Source organism: Spiroplasma endosymbiont of Villa modesta (assembly GCF_964030925.1).
In the GTDB taxonomy this organism is placed as follows: domain Bacteria; phylum Bacillota_I; class Bacilli_A; order Mycoplasmatales; family VBWQ01; genus Spiroplasma_E.
Genome location: NZ_OZ034992.1, coordinates 842,815 through 862,190 on the forward strand (window position 1 = coordinate 842,815; position 19,376 = coordinate 862,190).

Sequence of the window (19,376 nt, forward strand, 5' to 3'; positions counted from 1 at the left end):
TATATAATAAACAAGTAAATTAATATTTTAAATTATTTACAATAAATTTTGATTTTTTTAAAATAGTTAGGAGAAGTAAATTTGAATTTTAATTATAAATGAAATTTTAGAGAACAAAATGCAAAAATTGATAAATTAGTTTTAAAACATATAACAAATAAATGAGAAAAAATAGATTGAAGAATAAAAAATACAAGAGATAAAAAGAAATATAAAATTGTTGATTATCAATATCGAATGAGAAAAACTATACATGGATTAGTAACTTATAAAAGAAGAATTTATGAATACTTTGATGAAAAATTGCAAAAATGAGTTCGTATTTGTTTAGTTGATGAAATACTAGAACTGCCAAAATATAAAAGAATAGGTGAAGATATTGAACAAACTATTATTGAATATTTTGCTGATGGAAAAAGATACAGAGATATTTGAGATATTATAAAAAAAGCAAATATTAGTCTTAGTTCTATTCATAGAGTTTTTAAAAATTTAGAAGTAATTGAAGCAAATCCAGTAAAAGTAAAGTTAGAAAAAAATCAGCCTATTTTTGTTGCTATTGATGATGGTCACCGAAAATTTTGAAATTTTAAACGTAAAGGTACAAAACATTCTATGCGATTAATAGTAACATATACAGATAATATTAATCATAAAGTACAAAATAAAAGAGTAAAGGCAATAATAAGACCAACAAAAACAGCAATTGGTGTTAAAAAAACTGCTGAATTTGTTAAAGAACATTGTCAAAAATTTTATGAAAACATTGAACAAGCAAAAATTATTATTTGTGGTGATAGTGCAGGATGAATTAAAGAAGTTGCTGATTATTTAGGTGCACAGTTTGTTTTAGATAAATTCCATTTAATTAGAACATTATATCTTGGAATAATGGCGGGAAATAAAGGAAAATATTTAAAAGAATATAATTACTGTAAAAATTTAATTAATAATGGTCAATATGAACAATTAATTGATTATTTATATAAAGAATTAGATAATCATAAAAAATTAAAGAAAAAATATTTTAAAAATAATAAACAAGGTATTGAAAATCAAGGTGCAAAATGAAATATTGGTTGCTTTACTGAAACTAATATTTGACATGTTTTAAAAGAAATGCTTGGTAATAGAACTTATAATATTTCAATTTATATTAAAATGGTTATTTTTAAATGTAATAAGATAAATACAGAGATACAATTATTATAGGACATATTCCGTAATTAAATTTAATTAATTGTCAATAAAATTGTTTTAAAACTATTTAGTGTTATTGAATATAGAAATAAATATTTTTTGAAAAAATAGTTTAAAAAATGAGTTTACATTTTAAACAAAAAATTGTTAATAATATTTTTATATTAACTCGATAAAAATTTAAATTTTAAAAAAATATTTTTAATATTTTTTTTATTTTAATGGTTTTATTTTATTAAAAATTTCACAAAGTAAGTTAAATCTTAAGTACATAAGTCTAAATTTAGATTTTCTACATTTATTTACTAAAATTTTGAATCTTTTCAATCAAGCAAAGACATGTTCAACTTTAATTCTAATTTTAGATACAATCTTATTGTATTTTCTTTCTTGTTTAGTTAATTTTTTATTTTTAGTTCTTTTAATTGGTATTATTGTATTTTTATAAATATTTTGTATAGCCACTTAGCCCTTTTTACTAGACCATTAATTTAAAAAACCTGAATGTATTCTAAAAACAATTGTGTTATATAATTAACACTAATTTTAACCTGAAAGGATTTTTATTAATGGATAAAATTAAACAAATAGCATTAGTAATTAACAAATTAAATATCAAAGAAAAAATTAAAATTATTGATGATTGTAAAAATCAATATTCAATTAGAAACCTATGTCAATATCTTCAATTAAACAGATCAACATATTACTTTTTAAAAAATAAACAAAAACCTATTAAAAAAGAAGAAAATCATATTATTAAATGCAATCATAAATATCAAAAAATATGCCAACTTTTAATCGAATTTCATTCTACAAGAAAAGGCAGAATTTATGGATATTTAAGAATTTTTTCAGCTTTTAAAGAGTGATTAAAACAAGAAAAAAATATCATTTTAAATATAGAATTATCAATAAAACAAATGCGAAAAATTATGAAAGAACACAATATTCAAGGATTAAAACAAACTAAAAATAACTATCCTAAAAACAAAAAAAATCCAAATAAGTGAATACCTACAATGGATAAAGTAAACAAAGATTATAAAAGTACAACCTCTTCAAATCAAATTTGATCAATGGACACTAAACAAATAAATACTAAAGAAGGATGATTATATCTTTTTGTAATTATTGATTTTTATTCAAATAATGTTGTTAGTTATAATATTGCTCCTAATAAATCATATCAGGATTTAATTCTTCCTGCTCTTGAAAAAATCAACAAACAATTTTCTTGAAATCAAGTAAAAAATGTTATTTTACATTCAGATAACGCCAACGAATTTTATTGTCAGGATATCACAAAATGAGCAGAGGATAAACAAATAATTTTAAGCAAAAAACAACCTTATGATATTGGTGGTAATGTATTATCTGAAAACTGATTTTCTCATTTATCTCAAGAATGACTACCTAAAGGATCAAATCAATATTTATCCATCAATGAAGCTATAAATGATGTAAATCAATATGTTATGTTTTATAATTATGAAAGAATACATTCTAAATTTCTAAAACCACCAATTTTACAAATTAAAATTTAGAATTTTATATCAAAAATGGTCCAGTAATTAAGGGCCAACCACCATACCTTGATATCCTAAATCACCAATAATTATTGTTTTTTCTGAAAATTCAAGATTTGAATTTTTTAATATTTGAAAATCATGCACTTTACCATTATCAGCAAAAATATCAACAATTTTTTTATTAAAAAAATCATATACAATTTGAAATTTTATAGAATACATTCAACTTTTACCAGAAAAATATTCTAACTGTAGTTTTTTTTAGTTGGTCTTTCAATTTCAATCTCAGTTGAATCAATTAAATAAAATTGAAATTCATTTGAATTTTCTTGTTTTTTATCAATTTTTAATTTATATCTTTCTTTTAAAAATTGGTAATCTTTGTGGTTACTAAGTTTATTTTCTACTCAAGTAATATTTCGAAAACAACTTGATGGGCTCATTTTAGATTTAATACTCATTTGAAAAAAAGTATAATATTCTTTTCAGTATAATAAAGTCATCATTAATCTTTCTTCTACTGAAAGTTTATTTTTTCGACCTTTATTTTTTTCTAATTTTTCTATTTCAATTAATTTTTCTAACATTTCATTAAAATGAAAACGTTTTATACCAAAATATCTGTAAAATTCTTCATTTTTTAATTTTTTTAAATTTTCAAAAATCATTTTTATCAACACTTTTCTAAATTTATTGTTAATAACAAAATTATAAAATAAATTTTAAAATTATTAATTGACTTTTAAAAAATTTAATTACGGAATATGTCTATAAATTAAAATTTAACTTTTTTTTAAAAATCAAAATAGAATAAAACTTATTAAATGTGTTTTAATAAGAATTTTTGTTGTGTATAAATATTAAATTTATTTTTTAATTTTTTAGTAATTTTTAAAAATAAGTATTTTAGTTGCATTTAAGTTAAAAAAATTATATTATTTAAATACAATTTCATAAAAATCCTAATTATTTCTTGTCTAACATAATAATAAGACTATATGAATTAATTTATTCCGGATTTTTGACAATCTCCCTCAACAATTTTATATTTCTTTTTATCTCTTGTATTTTTTATTCTTCAATCTATTTTTTCTCATTTATTTGTTATATGTTTTAAAACTAATTTATCAATTTTTGCATTTTGTTCTCTAAAATTTCATTTATAATTAAAATTCAAATTTACTTCTCCTAACTATTTTAAAAAAATCAAAATTTATTGTAAATAATTTAAAATATTAATTTACTTGTTTATTATATACATATATAAGTGTAATTTAAAATTAAATAAAAAAAAACAACTTTCATATTTAAAATATAATAAACAATTTCAATATAATTAATAGTATAGGTATCATAAAATAAACGCCTTTAATTTAGGCGTTATTTTGCATTTAAAAGCATACTTGTAAAAATAATATAAAATAGTACAATTTAAAAGTAAAATCAAGGAAAAAAGGAGTAATTTAATATGAAAAAAATTATGACAACGATTTTATATCTTGCATCAATACCATCATTTTCTATAAGCACTTATCGATGTTCATTCACAGGATATACTATTCAATGTAATGATGGTACTTGAACTAATAGTCATGGTAAAGGTGCATGTTCATGCCATGGCGGAATAAAAAAATAAAATAAGGAGTAATTAAAATGCAAGATAGCAAAGAACTAATAAAAGATGTCCAAAGTGTGACAAAACAAAAAGGAAAAAAAATAAATAATTTTAAAAAATGAATTAAAACAAATTATAAAAAAATAATATTATGAAGTGCTGTTATAACCGCATTATTATTAAGTATAATGTCATATTATAAAACTTATAATTATAAGTCATATTTAGGACATGACTATATAGTCTACTGGGGGGCTGGAACAACAATATGAGAAACTAAAAATTTATATGATGAAAATAAAATAGATTTATATTTTGGTATTAAGCCAACATTTAAAGATGATATAAAATGAAATGGTCAATATCCTGATGGATATTTTGATAATTAAATTTCAATATTTATATATGAAATATTTTCATTATATTTATCAAATAAATTTATATTTTTTAAATTTATTTCTTGTTTATCAGTTATTAAAGTTAAATCATAATTTCCAGAACCAAATATTCCACTAATTTCAATCCGATTTAAATTGTTAATCGGATTTTCAATTTGTAATTCAAATTCATTAATATTATCAATTTGTGAAATTTCTTTATAAAATTCTAGTTTTGAAAATAATTGAGATTTATTTGAACCATATAAATTTAATATATCTTTAATTTTATCTTTATTAATAATTGTTTTTGTAAAATATTTACCATATTCACCATTACTTAATGTTCAATCAGCAGGAATTAATGATGGAATATTGTTACTTTCTAATTCATTTGTAATAGATAATCAATTAAACTGGTTATCATCTAATTTAAATAATTCATTTTGGCTAATATCATTATTTTTTAATTTAATATTATTAATATCTGTAAAGTCAAAATACTCAGATTTTAAAACTACTTTTACATCTTTGAATTTTCAAATTTCTTTATCACTTGGTTTTATAGGACTTGATTTTAATTCGAAATAATAAGGTAATAATATTTTATTATCATCGTTTAATACTTTATTAATTGATAATGATGAATAAATATATTTTGATAACATAATAAATACTTGTTTAAATATTTGTATTTGTGGTAAAGTTATATAATTTCGATATTCAAACTCTCATTGTTTAAATAAGTTAGTAATTATTTCATCCGGTTTTTGTCCAGAAAATGTATCACGTAATTCTGCCATTTTATTTTTTTGCTTTACCTTTATCATCATATTCTGCACCATTAAAATTTCTATTATAATTATATGTATAACTTAGCATATCTAATAATAGTTGTTGTAAACTATCAATTGTTGGTGCATCTTGTATTTCAATTGCTATACTTTTAAATCTATTATTGGTTGCAAGATAAACATATCATCCCTCATTACTATAAGATAAAACTTTTTTATCTTCTAAATGTATTTCGTGTTTTAATGGTCAATTACCATCTCAAACAGCACCCATTTCTCAACCTAGTCAAGTATCAGTTACTCTTGCATTATTAATAACTTCTTTTCTTGTGACAGTACCAGTACTAATTTTAATTAAATCTAAAACTGATTTTTCTTGTCCAATAAATTGTTTTGCTAAATTTCAAGGTAAAATTTGTTCACTAAATCATTGTTGTAATATTCTAACTTTTGGTTGAGTTTCAATAGGCATTGATAACAGCGGAAATGCTATCTTATCTTTAACAAATAACTTTGGGTATACTTCCATATTGTCAACTTCACCAAGTACTTTTATATTGCCAAAAATCATGCTTCTAGGGGCTTTAATTTTTAAACCAATAACTTTGGTATCTTTATCTAATGGTTTTTGTAATTTAATAATGATTGGATAACTATCTCTTGTTTTAAAATCTTTAATTTTAATAATAGTAATACTTTTAGTACTTCTTGTTTTTGGATTTTGATAAGGTTGTGAATAATTATTAATGATATATAAGTTATCAATATTATTTTCTGTTAAAGGTTCATTAATAGATACAGCATATAACTTAAATTGATTTAATAAATTTATTTCTTGAAAAATTAAATTTTTAATATCAGTCATACTATATTCAATTGTATTATCATTAATATTAGTACTTGCTCTTTGATTTAATTGCATAGTAAAATCAGATGTTTCAACTGCAATAGTTTTTAATACTTTATCAATATCAATAAAACCTATTTTAATAGTATTTGCTGAAAATCTTAAACTATTATTTTCATTATTTTTAAATAAACGTTCAATTTCATAAATATAAATTGTTCTTTTTTTAAATTCATCGTATGCTCTATTAATATCTGGGTCACTAGTAGCACTCATCATATTTGTAAAATCATAAGGAATATTATCAATTAAATAATCATTTTCTACTTCTGCTTGATTAAGTTTAGTTTGTTTCTGTGGAAACTTCGTTTGTGGTTTGTTGTTGTTTTCCATTGTTCTCTCCTATTAATTGGTTATTTTCGGGATTAAATAATTTTAATTTAACTGTTAAGTTATTAATTTCTTGTTCATCATTAATATTAAATGTTTTACTATTTAATAAATCTTTATCTAAACGTACTAATATTTGAATAAATTTAAGAATATCAATATTAAATTGCCATAATTTTTGTTCAATATAATTAATGGTTGAAATATTTACAACTGTACTTTCGGGAACTGATTGTTGTGCAGATTTCTTTTGACTTGGTATATGAATACCACAACGTTTAAATATTTCATTAACATTTCAATCGTATATATCAGTTAAGTTTTTACCTTTAAAGTTGCTATTTGTCATATTGATGTTTTCGTTTTGTTCATTATTATCTCCACCGCTTTTAAATATGTAATTTTTAGTAACTAATGTTCTTACTGCTTCTTCTAATGTTGATTGAACATTACCATAAGTTTGACTAAATATAAATTTAGGTGAATTTAAAATGGTATCTAAAACAATTTGTTCATAAATGACATCTAATGCTTTAATTTTATCCATTACTTTATTACAATCTGCTAGTTCATTTGCTTTATTTCGCATAATTGCTATTGGTATATAGTTAATATTTAGTGTTTGTTCTTGTTCTAAATTAGCGTTATTAATATATGATTTAAAATCTAATGGAAATTGTTTTTTATTATCACTAATACTATAAATTGCACGATTAATAGTTACTTGTTCATTATTTAGTGTATAAATTTCAAATAATCTTACAGTTTGTGCATTTTGTTCATAACTATCATAAAAAATAGTACATTGAATTAATTTACTAGTAAAATCATAAACTCTTTGTTGTATATCAACTACTTGAAAATATAAATCATCATTAGCAATATAAATTAAATAACCGCTAATTCCTAATTTACTTAACTTAAAAATTGAATTTCAATTTTTTCTATAAAATTCTTCTTGAATTAAATATTTTTTAATAGTTTCATTATTAATTTCTAATGGAGCATTATATAAATTAGCATTATTTTCTGCTACAAAATCAGTGAAATAAGTTTCATGGTTAAAGTCATTAAAACCAAAATAATTTAAAATAGAAGCATGAGTACTTTTATTTTTATTAGTTAAAAATTTTACTTTTTCATTTTGATTATCACTAATATTACTTTTATCTTTTCTAAAAAATCTACCTAACATAATATTCACCACCTTTCTTTTTAAAATATTTGATTAATTTTTAATATAATTTTGACAATAATAAATATAATTAAACCAGCAGTTGCTGATGATAGAATTACTCCAATTAAACCTAAAATAATCTTTATAATTTTAAAAAACATAATATTATTCCTGTAATTCTTCTAATTTTTTAAAAATATAATCTCTACCCATACCCCACATTATTCTATTGTTATAAATATTAATTTCAGTTTGTTGGTTATTGTTATTATTCGCTATTCATAAACTACTTTTTACAACGCTTGTATCTAATTGATAATAAAAATTAATTATTTGTCAACTATAATTTTTATTATTTTCTTTACTTGGCCACTTAGCCCTTTTTACTAGACCATTAATTTAAAAAACCTGAATGTATTCTAAAAACAATTGTGTTATATAATTAACACTAATTTTAACCTGAAAGGATTTTTATTAATGGATAAAATTAAACAAATAGCATTAGTAATTAACAAATTAAATATCAAAGAAAAAATTAAAATTATTGATGATTGTAAAAATCAATATTCAATTAGAAACCTATGTCAATATCTTCAATTAAACAGATCAACATATTACTTTTTAAAAAATAAACAAAAACCTATTAAAAAAGAAGAAAATCATATTATTAAATGCAATCATAAATATCAAAAAATATGCCAACTTTTAATCGAATTTCATTCTACAAGAAAAGGCAGAATTTATGGATATTTAAGAATTTTTTCAGCTTTTAAAGAGTGATTAAAACAAGAAAAAAATATCATTTTAAATATAGAATTATCAATAAAACAAATGCGAAAAATTATGAAAGAACACAATATTCAAGGATTAAAACAAACTAAAAATAACTATCCTAAAAACAAAAAAAATCCAAATAAGTGAATACCTACAATGGATAAAGTAAACAAAGATTATAAAAGTACAACCTCTTCAAATCAAATTTGATCAATGGACACTAAACAAATAAATACTAAAGAAGGATGATTATATCTTTTTGTAATTATTGATTTTTATTCAAATAATGTTGTTAGTTATAATATTGCTCCTAATAAATCATATCAGGATTTAATTCTTCCTGCTCTTGAAAAAATCAACAAACAATTTTCTTGAAATCAAGTAAAAAATGTTATTTTACATTCAGATAACGCCAACGAATTTTATTGTCAGGATATCACAAAATGAGCAGAGGATAAACAAATAATTTTAAGCAAAAAACAACCTTATGATATTGGTGGTAATGTATTATCTGAAAACTGATTTTCTCATTTATCTCAAGAATGACTACCTAAAGGATCAAATCAATATTTATCCATCAATGAAGCTATAAATGATGTAAATCAATATGTTATGTTTTACAATTATGAAAGAATACATTCTAAATTTCTAAAACCACCAATTTTACAAATTAAAATTTAGAATTTTATATCAAAAATGGTCCAGTAATTAAGGGCCAACCACCCTTGTATAATCACCATAACTTATATATATTCTATAATGTGTTTTATCTTTAAATATATATTTTATAAAATTTTGATTATTATTATTTTTATCTGTTATAACTTCTCCTACTTCTTTTCATTGTGAAATATTTGGAGTTGGTGTTGGAGTATTTGGTAATTCAATATTAATCTCATTATTTTTTAATTTATTTATTTTTAAAGTATGACTTGTAATTTTTATAGGTTGAATAATATCTACTTTAACTGTATTTTGTAATTCTTCTAATGAAAAAATATTTGCATATTTTTCATTTCCACCTTCTAAAATTAATTGTCATTTATTAATATCTAATAATTGTAAATATAAAATACCTTCTTCATTATTAATTAAACCTTTTGTAAGAAATATTTTACTTCCATGTATTCCACCTAAATAATTACCTGTTTTAAATTCTACTGTTATTCTTGTATTTACTTGATGAAATGGTGGAGATTCCCATGTAATAATTACTCTATAAAGAGTATTAAAAGCAAGATTAAAATCACCATATTTACGATTATTTATACTTTTACCTATTACTTTTCAATTTTCTTTAACTTGTTTTTTATTTATTTCATTAACAGCACCAACAATAGTTTTATTAGTAGTTTCTAATCTATCATATCTATTATTAAGTAATAATGAAATAGCAAGAGAACTATTTGAAACATCATTTATTCATAATTGGTCTCTATCATCTTTATATGTAAAATATCCTTTCATAAAAACAGATTTTTTATAATAATCAGATAAATCTACTTTACCACCAGTAGCACTAATTTTATTATTTTCATCAATAGTTATATTAGTACCAGCAATTAATTTATCTTGTTTTTTATCTAATAAATTATTAGTTTCTAGTTTTGTATAATAATCACGTTCAGTACTTTCTTCTGCTATAAATTCAGTTGGTGCACCTTTTCCTATATATTGATATATTTCTTCTATATCACCAATTAAGTTAATTTTTCCACGTTCAGGGTAAGAATTACCTCCACCACTAAATTTTTTATTTCTATTGTTATAGTAAATAGTTCCGGTATTTAAAATTTTTTTATTTTGGATTTGTTCACTATACGTCATGGAATCAACATTTAACAATTCAAATTCATTAAAAACATTATTTAAATAAATTTTAATTACTTTATAAAATTTCATAAAATTATTTTCTGTTGAATATTGATAAATGATTTTAATAAAATATCATTTAAATGTTTCTATATTATTATTTTCAACTTTTTTTCATAAGGGACTAGTTTCAATATTAAATCAATTATTTTTAACATCATTAATATTTTCATTTGCTTTAATTAATTCATTATTTAATTTGGTAATTTCATTTTCATTTGTAGTAATTCGTTTTTGTTGTTTAGCAGAAAAATCACAAGTTGGTGCATGTGTATAATCACCAATTTGTGGATTATTTTGTAATGCTTCGGGTGGTAATGTTCCAATTTCATCAGGTCAATCTAAAATCATTGTTTCAGTTTCTTTATCATAATCTGTTGCAACATAACCTTTATTAATAAATTTACTAACAGGACCTCTATATATTTCATTTTCATTATCATCAACTAAATCATCATATAATTTAATTTGTTTTGATAATGTAAATTCTTTTTGTTGTTCAATTAATTCATCAACTTGATTTCTAGTATAAAATGCTTTTAAGTCAATTTTTTCAACATCTATTTCATCATCATTATAACTTGAAAATATTTGTTTTAATTCTGTTAATCTTGCTCATATTTTCATTCTACTAGGTGCTAAATCTCAAACATTAATCGTAGGAGTACTATTTGCACTAAATTGAGTACCATTATTAAATTGAATAGTAGCATCAACATTAAATTCAATATAAGCATTAATATCATTTTGCGCGCGAATAGCAAAAGTTTTAAATCAATCATTAACATTTGGTCATGTTTTTATATATTGCTGTGGTGTTTCTGTAATTTTTCCAGTTAATGGATATCAGTTATTATAATTTTCAAGACTGACATCAGTTCAAAGTTTATTAATCATAATTTATCATTCCTTAAAAAATGCTTGTTTATAATGATGAGTATGTTTTTTTGTTTTTTTATGTGTTATATGTTCAATTTCTTTTTGTATTTTATTTTTGCCTTTTTTTAATTTTTTCTTACTTTTTGCTACAACTTGACTATATGCAAACTTTTCTAAATGATGTAATAATCCAGTACCAAATAAAGTATTTACTGAAAATTTTAAACCAACATTTTTAAATGATTTGTTAATATTTTCAATAGGATTATTAATAACATTTACTACTTTATGATAAGTTCTTATTATTCTAAATATTTCTCTATATAGGACATATTCCGTAATTAAATTTAATTAATTGTCAATAAAATTGTTTTAAAACTATTTAGTGTTATTGAATATAGAAATAAATATTTTTTGAAAAAATAGTTTAAAAAATGAGTTTACATTTTAAACAAAAAATTGTTAATAATATTTTTATATTAACTCGATAAAAATTTAAATTTTAAAAAAATATTTTTAATATTTTTTTTATTTTAATGGTTTTATTTTATTAAAAATTTCACAAAGTAAGTTAAATCTTAAGTACATAAGTCTAAATTTAGATTTTCTACATTTATTTACTAAAATTTTGAATCTTTTCAATCAAGCAAAGACATGTTCAACTTTAATTCTAATTTTAGATACAATCTTATTGTATTTTCTTTCTTGTTTAGTTAATTTTTTATTTTTAGTTCTTTTAATTGGTATTATTGTATTTTTATAAATATTTTGTATACCTTGATATCCTAAATCACCAATAATTATTGTTTTTTCTGAAAATTCAAGATTTGAATTTTTTAATATTTGAAAATCATGCACTTTACCATTATCAGCAAAAATATCAACAATTTTTTTATTAAAAAAATCATATACAATTTGAAATTTTATAGAATACATTCAACTTTTACCAGAAAAATATTCTAACTGTAGTTTTTTTTAGTTGGTCTTTCAATTTCAATCTCAGTTGAATCAATTAAATAAAATTGAAATTCATTTGAATTTTCTTGTTTTTTATCAATTTTTAATTTATATCTTTCTTTTAAAAATTGGTAATCTTTGTGGTTACTAAGTTTATTTTCTACTCAAGTAATATTTCGAAAACAACTTGATGGGCTCATTTTAGATTTAATACTCATTTGAAAAAAAGTATAATATTCTTTTCAGTATAATAAAGTCATCATTAATCTTTCTTCTACTGAAAGTTTATTTTTTCGACCTTTATTTTTTTCTAATTTTTCTATTTCAATTAATTTTTCTAACATTTCATTAAAATGAAAACGTTTTATACCAAAATATCTGTAAAATTCTTCATTTTTTAATTTTTTTAAATTTTCAAAAATCATTTTTATCAACACTTTTCTAAATTTATTGTTAATAACAAAATTATAAAATAAATTTTAAAATTATTAATTAATTGACTTTTAAAAAATTTAATTACGGAATATGTCTATACTTTAAAACTATCTTTAATTACTTCTTGAACAACTGGCGGAGCAAATGCTATTGCTTTTAATCATTTATTATGATTTACTCCATAACCAATGTATCAACCACTATATCAACGATATCAATGAAATGGATGTATTTGAGTAACAAAAGTTTTTGCTTTAAGAATACTATCAACAACTGTAATTGGTTTATATTTAGGATTGCGATGATAAATAGTAATTGCACATTTATCTAATGATAAAGGTTGAATTTTACAACCCATAAATACTGGTGAATTTAATGGAATTAATTGTGCATGTTTAATTGCTCTTTTTTCTGCACTAGTAAATAAATCAGTTGCTTTTTGTTTTAATTTATTAATTTTTTCAAATGCTTGTTTTTCTAACTTTTCAAATTTTTCTTGTAATTTATATATACTTTCTCGTATTTTTTCAAAATATGATGTATCTTTTCAAAATTTATTTAAACCTTTTTTTAAATAAAATCTAATATCAAAATATTTAAAAGTTTGATTTGCTTTTAAAACAATTTGATGAATAACATTATTTTTAAAATTAAATTTAATAGCATTAGCACGAATTTTTTGTAAATCTAAAATTAAAGTTTTTCCATATCTATTTTCTGTATGTATTGTATGAACTAAATTTAATCAATCATGCTGATTCATAGATAATACTTTTTTTAAATCAGTATTAAATTTTTTTAAAAAGTTATTTGCTTTTTCAATATCTTTAATTTTAAATTTTGGAGTTAATTGTGGACTTAATTTTATTAATGTATTTTGTAATAATAAGTGTTCCATTAATTTTTCTGTTTCTAGTTTTTGAAAATTATTCTTATATTGTCTTTTAACAACATAACCTAAATCTCGTAATACTGTTTCACGATTAGGAGTAAAACTATAATTCATTAAATAACGTTTATTACCAATAATTTTATCTGTTAAAATTTCTTTTCTACTTACTTGATTAATAATTTCTTGTAAATTTTTTACTTCTTTAATTCCAACTTGTTCTAATGTTTTAGTTTTTCTGCTAGTTTAATAAATTTAGTTGTACGATAACCACGACTAATTTTATTAAGTCCAGCAAATGCAGGAAGTATATTAAAGAAAGTATTTAACTTTGTTACATTTCCTTTTAAATAATCATAAACTTGATTAATAGTAAAATCAGTTAAAAATTCTACACCAAAAGCACTAATACTAGCAACTAAATCACTTACACCTAATCCAAGTGCTATACTTTCACTTAACCCACCAGTAAAAGGAGCAAGTGCTACTGCTATTACTTGTACACCAATCATTTCTAAAATTTCTCATCAAAAACTTTTATTTTCTTGTTGTTTACTTATTCTAGTATGTTTTGGTTTATTTATATTTAATAGTATTGCTGTACTAGTTGTACCGATTGGCATGGTATTAATTTCCTTTATTTAAGAGTTATTTTAATTGGATTTGTTGTTCCTTTATAATTTAAATCATTAACATTTGCAGTAATAGTTATATATAAGTCACCTGCTTTTTGTTTTTGATTATTTATATTAGTTTTACTTTGTGCATCACTAAAATATTTAATAGTTGGATTTGTTAAATTTGGATTTAATGATTTAAGTTCATTAGTACTTTTTATTTGTGTATTTAATTCACTATTATTGTTATTAACATTTGCAGTAATATCAGTTGTTAAACTTGTAATTTTATTTTTTAAATCAGTTTTTTCTGTTTTAATAACTCCACATAACATTCAACGTGAAGTTGTTTCATTATTAGAAATATATGGGATTGCTTCTCCAACAACTTCACCAGCAACTTTATATGCTCTTCCTGCTTTATCATCTTTAATAAAATCTACATAAATAACTGTATTTTCTATCATATATCTTTTCATCGCTCTTGGTGTTGCTAAAACAAAGGTCATTAATTGTTGTTCATTTTTATCATTAGTAAAAATCATATAGTCATCAAGAACGATTTCACATAATACGCCTTTTACATATAAATTATTTCCATTTAAACGTAATTGTTGTGCCAACTGATTATCGGTAATTAAACCTTTATTATCTGCTAAATAAACTAAACTATCATAAAGACCATTAGTAATAAAAAATTTACTATTTGCAATGTTTCTAAATTGAAACAAAGTATTTCAAGCAGATAACATTGATTTTAAATAGCCTACTGGTGTTGTATCTTCAATATCGATTTTAGTAGCAAATTTTGCAATTGCTTGTGTATCATCAATTGCTAATTTATCTGCTAAATCATTTGCAACTTCATATTGCATACTATCTAATAAATTTTGTCCATTATTTGCTTTTAAATCTACATCTGCAATAATTTCTCCTGCAAGATATTTTTTAGTTATTTTTTTACTAATTTTATCTGTATCAACATATGGTAATTCATATCTTTTACTTTTATCATCCCAAGCAATAATTTTTACTTCCGGTTTTTTTGGTTTTTTAACAATAAATTCAATATTTACTGAGTCAACAATTTCAGTAGGAAAAAAGTTTGCCCATGGACTATTTGAAATTTTAAAAAACTCTATAAATTCTGGTGCTTCTACTAATCTCTCTGTATTGTCTAAATTTTGATTAAATGGTACTGACATTTTATTTCTTCCTTTCGTTTATAAATAATTTTTCTTTTTATAATTAATTAAAAAATTTTCTTTATCATTTGTTTTATTATTAATAATTATTTGTTTATTGCCACCTGTATTAATTGTTTGTTTAAATATTGGTTGTTCTTTAATCATTTTTTTAATAGTTTCTTCAATTTTTGAATTTTCTATATTATTTGTTTTAAATTTTAAATAATCATAAAATTCAGTTTTAACTTGATATTTTTTAAATATATTAATCATTTCTTTTTCTTTAATTTCTTGATTAAGTTTATTTAACTTATTTTCTACTTCATTAACTTTATTTTCTATTTCTTGTTGAGCATTATTTTCATTTAAAGGTTCAGTTGTTTGTTGAACATTATTTTCATTTTCTAACATTTAACATTCTCCTAATCTTATCCCAATAATCAATCTTTAACTAATTGTGGCATTTCACTTATTAATTTTTTATAATCATTAACTGCGTTTTCTAATGTATCAATATCAGAAAATTTAAAACAATTATCAATATGTAAATCAAAATCTCTATCAATACTGATATCTTGTTTTCTATATTTTTCATTAAATTCAATTTTTGTCATATTATTTTTCTCCTTTATTAATTTTTTCGTTTAATTTTGCTATTTTTTTTGATGTTTTAATTTTTTTATTTGCTCTAACATGTTTTGGAGTTGTGATAAATCTTTTTAATAAAACAATAATTTCTCTGCAAATTAATGTTCCAACACTTGTTCCAATAATTATTAATTCATGTAAAAATTCTTTCATTTGAATATTTTCCTTTCAATTTTTAATTTTTTTAATTATTCATCAAATTGCCCACCATTAATTCTTTCAATCATTGATTGTGAATTACTTATAATAGTTACTAATAAAGAAATTTCTTTATTTAATTGTTCCATCCTTTCTTTATGTGTTTTTATTTCGTGATTATAATATTCAATTAATTTTTCTTTATTCATAAATTACTCACCTCCTTTATAAACTCATGTGATTATAATCTCAATTTAATGAAGCATTATCGTGATTTAATGCTACTTTGCTCATATTATCACTACCGTATTGACTAGTTGTTTCACTATTAATTGTGAATCTATTATCATTTACTAATCTTGCAGTTTCATCATTAAATGATGTTTTTTGCATTTCTTGAATATGATTTGTAGTTTCCATAGGTAGTAAATTATGGATTATTTCACTTGCACCAGCAATAATAGTAGGTACTGCATAAGCATTATTAAAATCATTATTAATACCCATTGCAACACCACTTGAAATTAAACATCCACCAGTTGCCATATTACAAATTTTTCTTATTGCTTCAAATTTATTAGGTATTAACTCAGTTAATCCACTAATAAGATTTGAAATACCATAAGTATTTAATGAAATATAAGTATCTCAATCCATTAATGACTGATGTTCTTGTTTATTTAATAGTAATCATGGCGGACCTTCTGTTGTGGTTGTAGTAGTTATTGGAATTGGTGTTATTGGAATAATAGGATTAATATTATTTTCTGTTCATTTACTATAATTTGCTAAACCAATTGTTCCTAATCCTAATGCTATTTTTTTAGAACTATTAATTAATTTAGTTTTAGTATTTGGTCTTTGATTTAAATTTCAAATATCTAAACCTAATTTTTTACCAAATAATAAACTATTAATTGAACCTAATATTGGATTAGCAATTACTTGACCATAATAAGCACTTGTACCAATCATTGCACAAATAGGACTTATACCAGTTCTAATTAATTTAGTTAAAGTATAATTTGATTGATTTTCTATATTTGGCATTTTAATCTCGTTTAATTTTCTAATTTTTTAATTGTTACTTTAATTCAACCTTGATAAACATCATTATCACCAACTATTAATGCAACATTACTTTCGGGGTCAGAAACAATTATGTGTTTTGATTTAACATTTGGGTATTGTCTTAAAATAATTGCTCTAATATCATTACTTGTATGAATTGCTTTTGGAAATGGTGATAATATTTCAATTTCATCTTTATTTTCAAACAAAGTAGGTAATATTATCATTAATTATTCTCCTTATTTTTAATTTGATTAGCAATTTCACTTAATATTCTTAATACTTTATATTCTTTTTTTAATTCTTTAATAATAAATATTAAGAATATTATTAGTGTTATACTTGTTATTAATATTGGTAATATTAATAAAATTTTTCATAATATCATTTTTTACTCTTTTCATTTTTTAAATCATTTAACATTGATTGAACAAAATGCACGATTTATATTCATATTTCAATTATTAAAGATTTCACCAGTTACTATAATTTCATCATTTTTGTTTAATAAAATACATCGTTTATAAAGTTTTGGGTTGTTAAAAATTAAAGTAACATAGTTTAAACCATTTCATTGACCTCGAACACTATAATATAATTCTTTATTACCTTTTTCGTAATATTTTGCTTCAATAGTGTTACTTAGTTTTACTGTTAATTTGACATAATTTGCTTTATCTTTCATTTTTATAATTTCCTTAAATAATTATCGAAAATTAATATTTTTTTATGATTTTTTAAATAATATTGAATATGCTTATAAGCATCTTGTTCATGTTTTGTTAATTTTATATTTCCTTTATAATTTATTATTTTATTTTTAGGATAACTTGCGAAATAATCTCAGTTAAAAACATCTTGTACTAATACCATTAATGCTCCAATAATTTTAGGAGTTGCTAATGGATTAGTTAATAATTGTTTTGAACTTAAAAAGAAATTTTCTACAATAACTAATATTTTTTTATCAATAAATTTTTCTTTAATTAATTGAAATTTTTCTTTATACATATTTTTAGTTCATAAAACAGTTAATGTATTAAATGTTTCATTAAAAACAATATTATTAGTTTCATGTGAATATATAACAATTCCATTATTACCAATTCCAACAGGATCAATCCCAATAATTAAGTCATATTGCATTATTAATCAAATTCTCGATTATTGATTTTTTTAATTAATGAATAATATATTGCATCATTACTTGCACTTCTATATTCATCATTTTCAATTTTATTTTTTAAATATTTAATTAATTTTTCTTTATATTCATGAATAATTTCTTGGTCTTTATAAGAAAATAATTTTTCTTTATCCATATTTATACCTCCTATTTAACCTAATATTTAAAATGCAGTCATAACAAATCGCTTTACCATTTTTATCTCTTAAAAAATATTTTCTTGTTTTTATATCATTAGTATTAAAGAATAAATAATCTAATTTATTTTGTTTACACGTTCAACAAAAATACTTTTTCATTATGAGTTGAAATTTCCTTAAAAGAAGTAATTATATAATTAATTGGTAAATCATTATGGTTATATGGATTATTTATTTTAAAACCTTTTCTGTTTTCTTCTCACGTAATGTTATATTTAAAACAAGGATTAGTAATTTTAGTTTTGTTATCAGTTATTTCACCCATAAATCAACTATTATGCTGTTCATAAAATGTTAATGGTTCAAGTTTTATATCATTAAGATAATATTCTTTTGGAGCAGTTGGTTTATTAACAGTTATTTTTTGGTCTTTAATATATGGCTCTAATAATTTTATTAATTCATTACCACTTAATTCTCTTTTAATATTTTCTAAATTAAAAACTCAATATGTATATTTATCATCAGCAATAAAACTATTATTTTTAACCATTCATTTTGGACATTGTAATTTATATTCACCATAATCAATAAGAATAGATTGTGGTCTATCTTTTACAATTTGTTCTTTTTTAAATTCTATTTGCATAA

30 protein-coding genes are annotated in these 19,376 nt (G+C 21.1%); 5 read left to right on the forward strand and 25 right to left on the reverse strand.

Features of this window, described 5'->3' with window-relative positions; translation table 4 throughout:
- The first annotated feature begins 81 nt into the window (after window positions 1-81).
- Window positions 82-1,212: an Mbov_0401 family ICE element transposase-like protein gene (locus AAHM89_RS05425; RefSeq protein WP_342267185.1), complete on the forward strand. Its 1,131-nt coding sequence runs from the start codon at window positions 82-84 to the stop codon at window positions 1,210-1,212.
- A gap of 201 nt (window positions 1,213-1,413) precedes the next feature.
- On the opposite strand, the gene AAHM89_RS05430 is transcribed toward AAHM89_RS05425, so the two are convergent.
- Entirely contained in the window at window positions 1,414-1,665 is a 252-nt protein-coding gene (locus tag AAHM89_RS05430; RefSeq protein ID WP_342266521.1) for a transposase family protein, read from the reverse strand.
- Between the two features lie 104 nt (window positions 1,666-1,769).
- On the opposite strand from AAHM89_RS05430, the gene AAHM89_RS05435 reads away from it, so the two are divergent.
- Window positions 1,770-2,747 (forward strand): IS3 family transposase, encoded by a 978-nt coding sequence (locus tag AAHM89_RS05435; RefSeq protein WP_342265776.1) that lies wholly within the window; start codon window positions 1,770-1,772, stop codon window positions 2,745-2,747.
- Window positions 2,748-2,774: 27 nt separating this feature from the next.
- Here AAHM89_RS05435 and AAHM89_RS05440 read toward each other — a convergent pair whose 3' ends face one another.
- The 3 genes from AAHM89_RS05440 to AAHM89_RS05450 all read right to left on the reverse strand — a co-directional run bounded on the left by AAHM89_RS05440 (window position 2,775) and on the right by AAHM89_RS05450 (window position 3,909).
- Window positions 2,775-2,954: a hypothetical protein gene (locus AAHM89_RS05440; RefSeq protein WP_342266520.1), complete on the reverse strand. Its 180-nt coding sequence runs from the start codon at window positions 2,952-2,954 to the stop codon at window positions 2,775-2,777.
- 23 nt (window positions 2,955-2,977) lie between these two features.
- Window positions 2,978-3,400, reverse strand: coding sequence for a transposase family protein (locus AAHM89_RS05445; protein WP_339045912.1), 423 nt, complete (start codon window positions 3,398-3,400; stop codon window positions 2,978-2,980).
- 335 nt (window positions 3,401-3,735) lie between these two features.
- Window positions 3,736-3,909, reverse strand: coding sequence for a hypothetical protein (locus AAHM89_RS05450; protein ID WP_342267186.1), 174 nt, complete (start codon window positions 3,907-3,909; stop codon window positions 3,736-3,738).
- A 476-nt stretch (window positions 3,910-4,385) separates the two neighbouring features.
- On the opposite strand from AAHM89_RS05450, the gene AAHM89_RS05455 reads away from it, so the two are divergent.
- On the forward strand, window positions 4,386-4,736 hold the full coding sequence (locus tag AAHM89_RS05455) for a hypothetical protein (protein WP_342267187.1): 351 nt from the start codon (window positions 4,386-4,388) through the stop codon (window positions 4,734-4,736).
- Here the strand turns inward: AAHM89_RS05455 and AAHM89_RS05460 are convergent.
- Genes AAHM89_RS05460 through AAHM89_RS05475 form a run of 4 tightly spaced genes read right to left on the reverse strand, consistent with a single transcriptional unit; the run spans window position 4,733 to window position 8,093 of the window.
- Window positions 4,733-5,557 carry a hypothetical protein gene (locus AAHM89_RS05460; protein WP_342267188.1) on the reverse strand — a complete coding sequence of 275 codons (825 nt, stop codon included), beginning with the start codon at window positions 5,555-5,557 and terminating at the stop codon, window positions 4,733-4,735. The two genes, AAHM89_RS05455 and AAHM89_RS05460, sit on opposite strands and share 4 nt — an antisense overlap.
- Window positions 5,529-6,758 carry a hypothetical protein gene (locus AAHM89_RS05465; RefSeq protein WP_342267189.1) on the reverse strand — a complete coding sequence of 410 codons (1,230 nt, stop codon included), beginning with the start codon at window positions 6,756-6,758 and terminating at the stop codon, window positions 5,529-5,531. Before AAHM89_RS05465 ends, AAHM89_RS05460 begins: the two co-directional genes overlap by 29 nt.
- Window positions 6,709-7,950, reverse strand: coding sequence for a hypothetical protein (locus tag AAHM89_RS05470; RefSeq protein ID WP_342267190.1), 1,242 nt, complete (start codon window positions 7,948-7,950; stop codon window positions 6,709-6,711). The genes AAHM89_RS05465 and AAHM89_RS05470 overlap by 50 nt, the downstream gene beginning before the upstream one ends.
- Before the next feature lie 20 nt (window positions 7,951-7,970).
- Window positions 7,971-8,093: a hypothetical protein gene (locus AAHM89_RS05475; protein ID WP_255495924.1), complete on the reverse strand. Its 123-nt coding sequence runs from the start codon at window positions 8,091-8,093 to the stop codon at window positions 7,971-7,973.
- A 316-nt stretch (window positions 8,094-8,409) separates the two neighbouring features.
- On the opposite strand from AAHM89_RS05475, the gene AAHM89_RS05480 reads away from it, so the two are divergent.
- Window positions 8,410-9,387: an IS3 family transposase gene (locus AAHM89_RS05480; protein ID WP_342265776.1), complete on the forward strand. Its 978-nt coding sequence runs from the start codon at window positions 8,410-8,412 to the stop codon at window positions 9,385-9,387.
- 27 nt (window positions 9,388-9,414) lie between these two features.
- Here the strand turns inward: AAHM89_RS05480 and AAHM89_RS05485 are convergent, their stop codons facing one another.
- Entirely contained in the window at window positions 9,415-11,475 is a 2,061-nt protein-coding gene (locus AAHM89_RS05485; protein WP_342267191.1) for a hypothetical protein, read from the reverse strand.
- 97 nt (window positions 11,476-11,572) lie between these two features.
- On the opposite strand from AAHM89_RS05485, the gene AAHM89_RS05490 reads away from it, so the two are divergent.
- Window positions 11,573-11,752 (forward strand): hypothetical protein, encoded by a 180-nt coding sequence (locus AAHM89_RS05490; protein WP_342267192.1) that lies wholly within the window; start codon window positions 11,573-11,575, stop codon window positions 11,750-11,752.
- Between the two features lie 233 nt (window positions 11,753-11,985).
- Here the strand turns inward: AAHM89_RS05490 and AAHM89_RS05495 are convergent, their stop codons facing one another.
- The 16 genes from AAHM89_RS05495 to AAHM89_RS05570 all read right to left on the reverse strand — a co-directional run bounded on the left by AAHM89_RS05495 (window position 11,986) and on the right by AAHM89_RS05570 (window position 19,374).
- Window positions 11,986-12,393, reverse strand: coding sequence for a transposase family protein (locus AAHM89_RS05495; RefSeq protein ID WP_339045908.1), 408 nt, complete (start codon window positions 12,391-12,393; stop codon window positions 11,986-11,988).
- 23 nt (window positions 12,394-12,416) lie between these two features.
- The gene (locus AAHM89_RS05500) at window positions 12,417-12,839 is read right to left on the reverse strand and encodes a transposase family protein (protein WP_339045912.1); all 423 of its coding nucleotides are present in this window, start codon (window positions 12,837-12,839) and stop codon (window positions 12,417-12,419) included.
- Between the two features lie 104 nt (window positions 12,840-12,943).
- Window positions 12,944-13,855: a hypothetical protein gene (locus AAHM89_RS05505; RefSeq protein ID WP_342267193.1), complete on the reverse strand. Its 912-nt coding sequence runs from the start codon at window positions 13,853-13,855 to the stop codon at window positions 12,944-12,946.
- Window positions 13,856-13,959: 104 nt separating this feature from the next.
- Complete coding sequence (locus AAHM89_RS05510; protein ID WP_342267194.1) at window positions 13,960-14,361, reverse strand: hypothetical protein; 402 nt, start codon at window positions 14,359-14,361, stop codon at window positions 13,960-13,962.
- Window positions 14,362-14,375: 14 nt separating this feature from the next.
- Window positions 14,376-15,560, reverse strand: a complete 1,185-nt coding sequence (locus AAHM89_RS05515) for a hypothetical protein (RefSeq protein ID WP_342267195.1) — start codon at window positions 15,558-15,560, stop codon at window positions 14,376-14,378.
- 18 nt (window positions 15,561-15,578) lie between these two features.
- On the reverse strand, window positions 15,579-15,953 hold the full coding sequence (locus AAHM89_RS05520) for a hypothetical protein (RefSeq protein WP_342267196.1): 375 nt from the start codon (window positions 15,951-15,953) through the stop codon (window positions 15,579-15,581).
- Window positions 15,954-15,970: 17 nt separating this feature from the next.
- Window positions 15,971-16,156 (reverse strand): hypothetical protein, encoded by a 186-nt coding sequence (locus AAHM89_RS05525; RefSeq protein ID WP_281748210.1) that lies wholly within the window; start codon window positions 16,154-16,156, stop codon window positions 15,971-15,973.
- Between the two features lies 1 nt (window position 16,157).
- Complete coding sequence (locus AAHM89_RS05530; RefSeq protein WP_342267197.1) at window positions 16,158-16,343, reverse strand: hypothetical protein; 186 nt, start codon at window positions 16,341-16,343, stop codon at window positions 16,158-16,160.
- 35 nt (window positions 16,344-16,378) lie between these two features.
- Window positions 16,379-16,537, reverse strand: coding sequence for a hypothetical protein (locus AAHM89_RS05535; protein WP_174480221.1), 159 nt, complete (start codon window positions 16,535-16,537; stop codon window positions 16,379-16,381).
- A gap of 16 nt (window positions 16,538-16,553) precedes the next feature.
- Window positions 16,554-17,378, reverse strand: a complete 825-nt coding sequence (locus AAHM89_RS05540; protein WP_342267198.1) for a hypothetical protein — start codon at window positions 17,376-17,378, stop codon at window positions 16,554-16,556.
- Between the two features lie 11 nt (window positions 17,379-17,389).
- Entirely contained in the window at window positions 17,390-17,626 is a 237-nt protein-coding gene (locus tag AAHM89_RS05545) for a hypothetical protein (protein ID WP_174480108.1), read from the reverse strand.
- On the reverse strand, window positions 17,626-17,787 hold the full coding sequence (locus AAHM89_RS05550) for a hypothetical protein (RefSeq protein WP_342267199.1): 162 nt from the start codon (window positions 17,785-17,787) through the stop codon (window positions 17,626-17,628). Before AAHM89_RS05550 ends, AAHM89_RS05545 begins: the two co-directional genes overlap by 1 nt.
- A 3-nt stretch (window positions 17,788-17,790) precedes the next feature.
- The gene (locus AAHM89_RS05555) at window positions 17,791-18,084 is read right to left on the reverse strand and encodes a hypothetical protein (protein WP_342265829.1); all 294 of its coding nucleotides are present in this window, start codon (window positions 18,082-18,084) and stop codon (window positions 17,791-17,793) included.
- 2 nt (window positions 18,085-18,086) lie between these two features.
- A complete protein-coding gene (locus AAHM89_RS05560; RefSeq protein WP_342267200.1) occupies window positions 18,087-18,545 on the reverse strand; it encodes a hypothetical protein in 459 nt (152 codons plus the stop codon).
- Window positions 18,546-18,547: 2 nt separating this feature from the next.
- On the reverse strand, window positions 18,548-18,721 hold the full coding sequence (locus AAHM89_RS05565) for a hypothetical protein (RefSeq protein WP_342265831.1): 174 nt from the start codon (window positions 18,719-18,721) through the stop codon (window positions 18,548-18,550).
- Between the two features lie 134 nt (window positions 18,722-18,855).
- Entirely contained in the window at window positions 18,856-19,374 is a 519-nt protein-coding gene (locus AAHM89_RS05570) for a hypothetical protein (protein ID WP_342267201.1), read from the reverse strand.
- Window positions 19,375-19,376 lie beyond the last annotated feature (2 nt).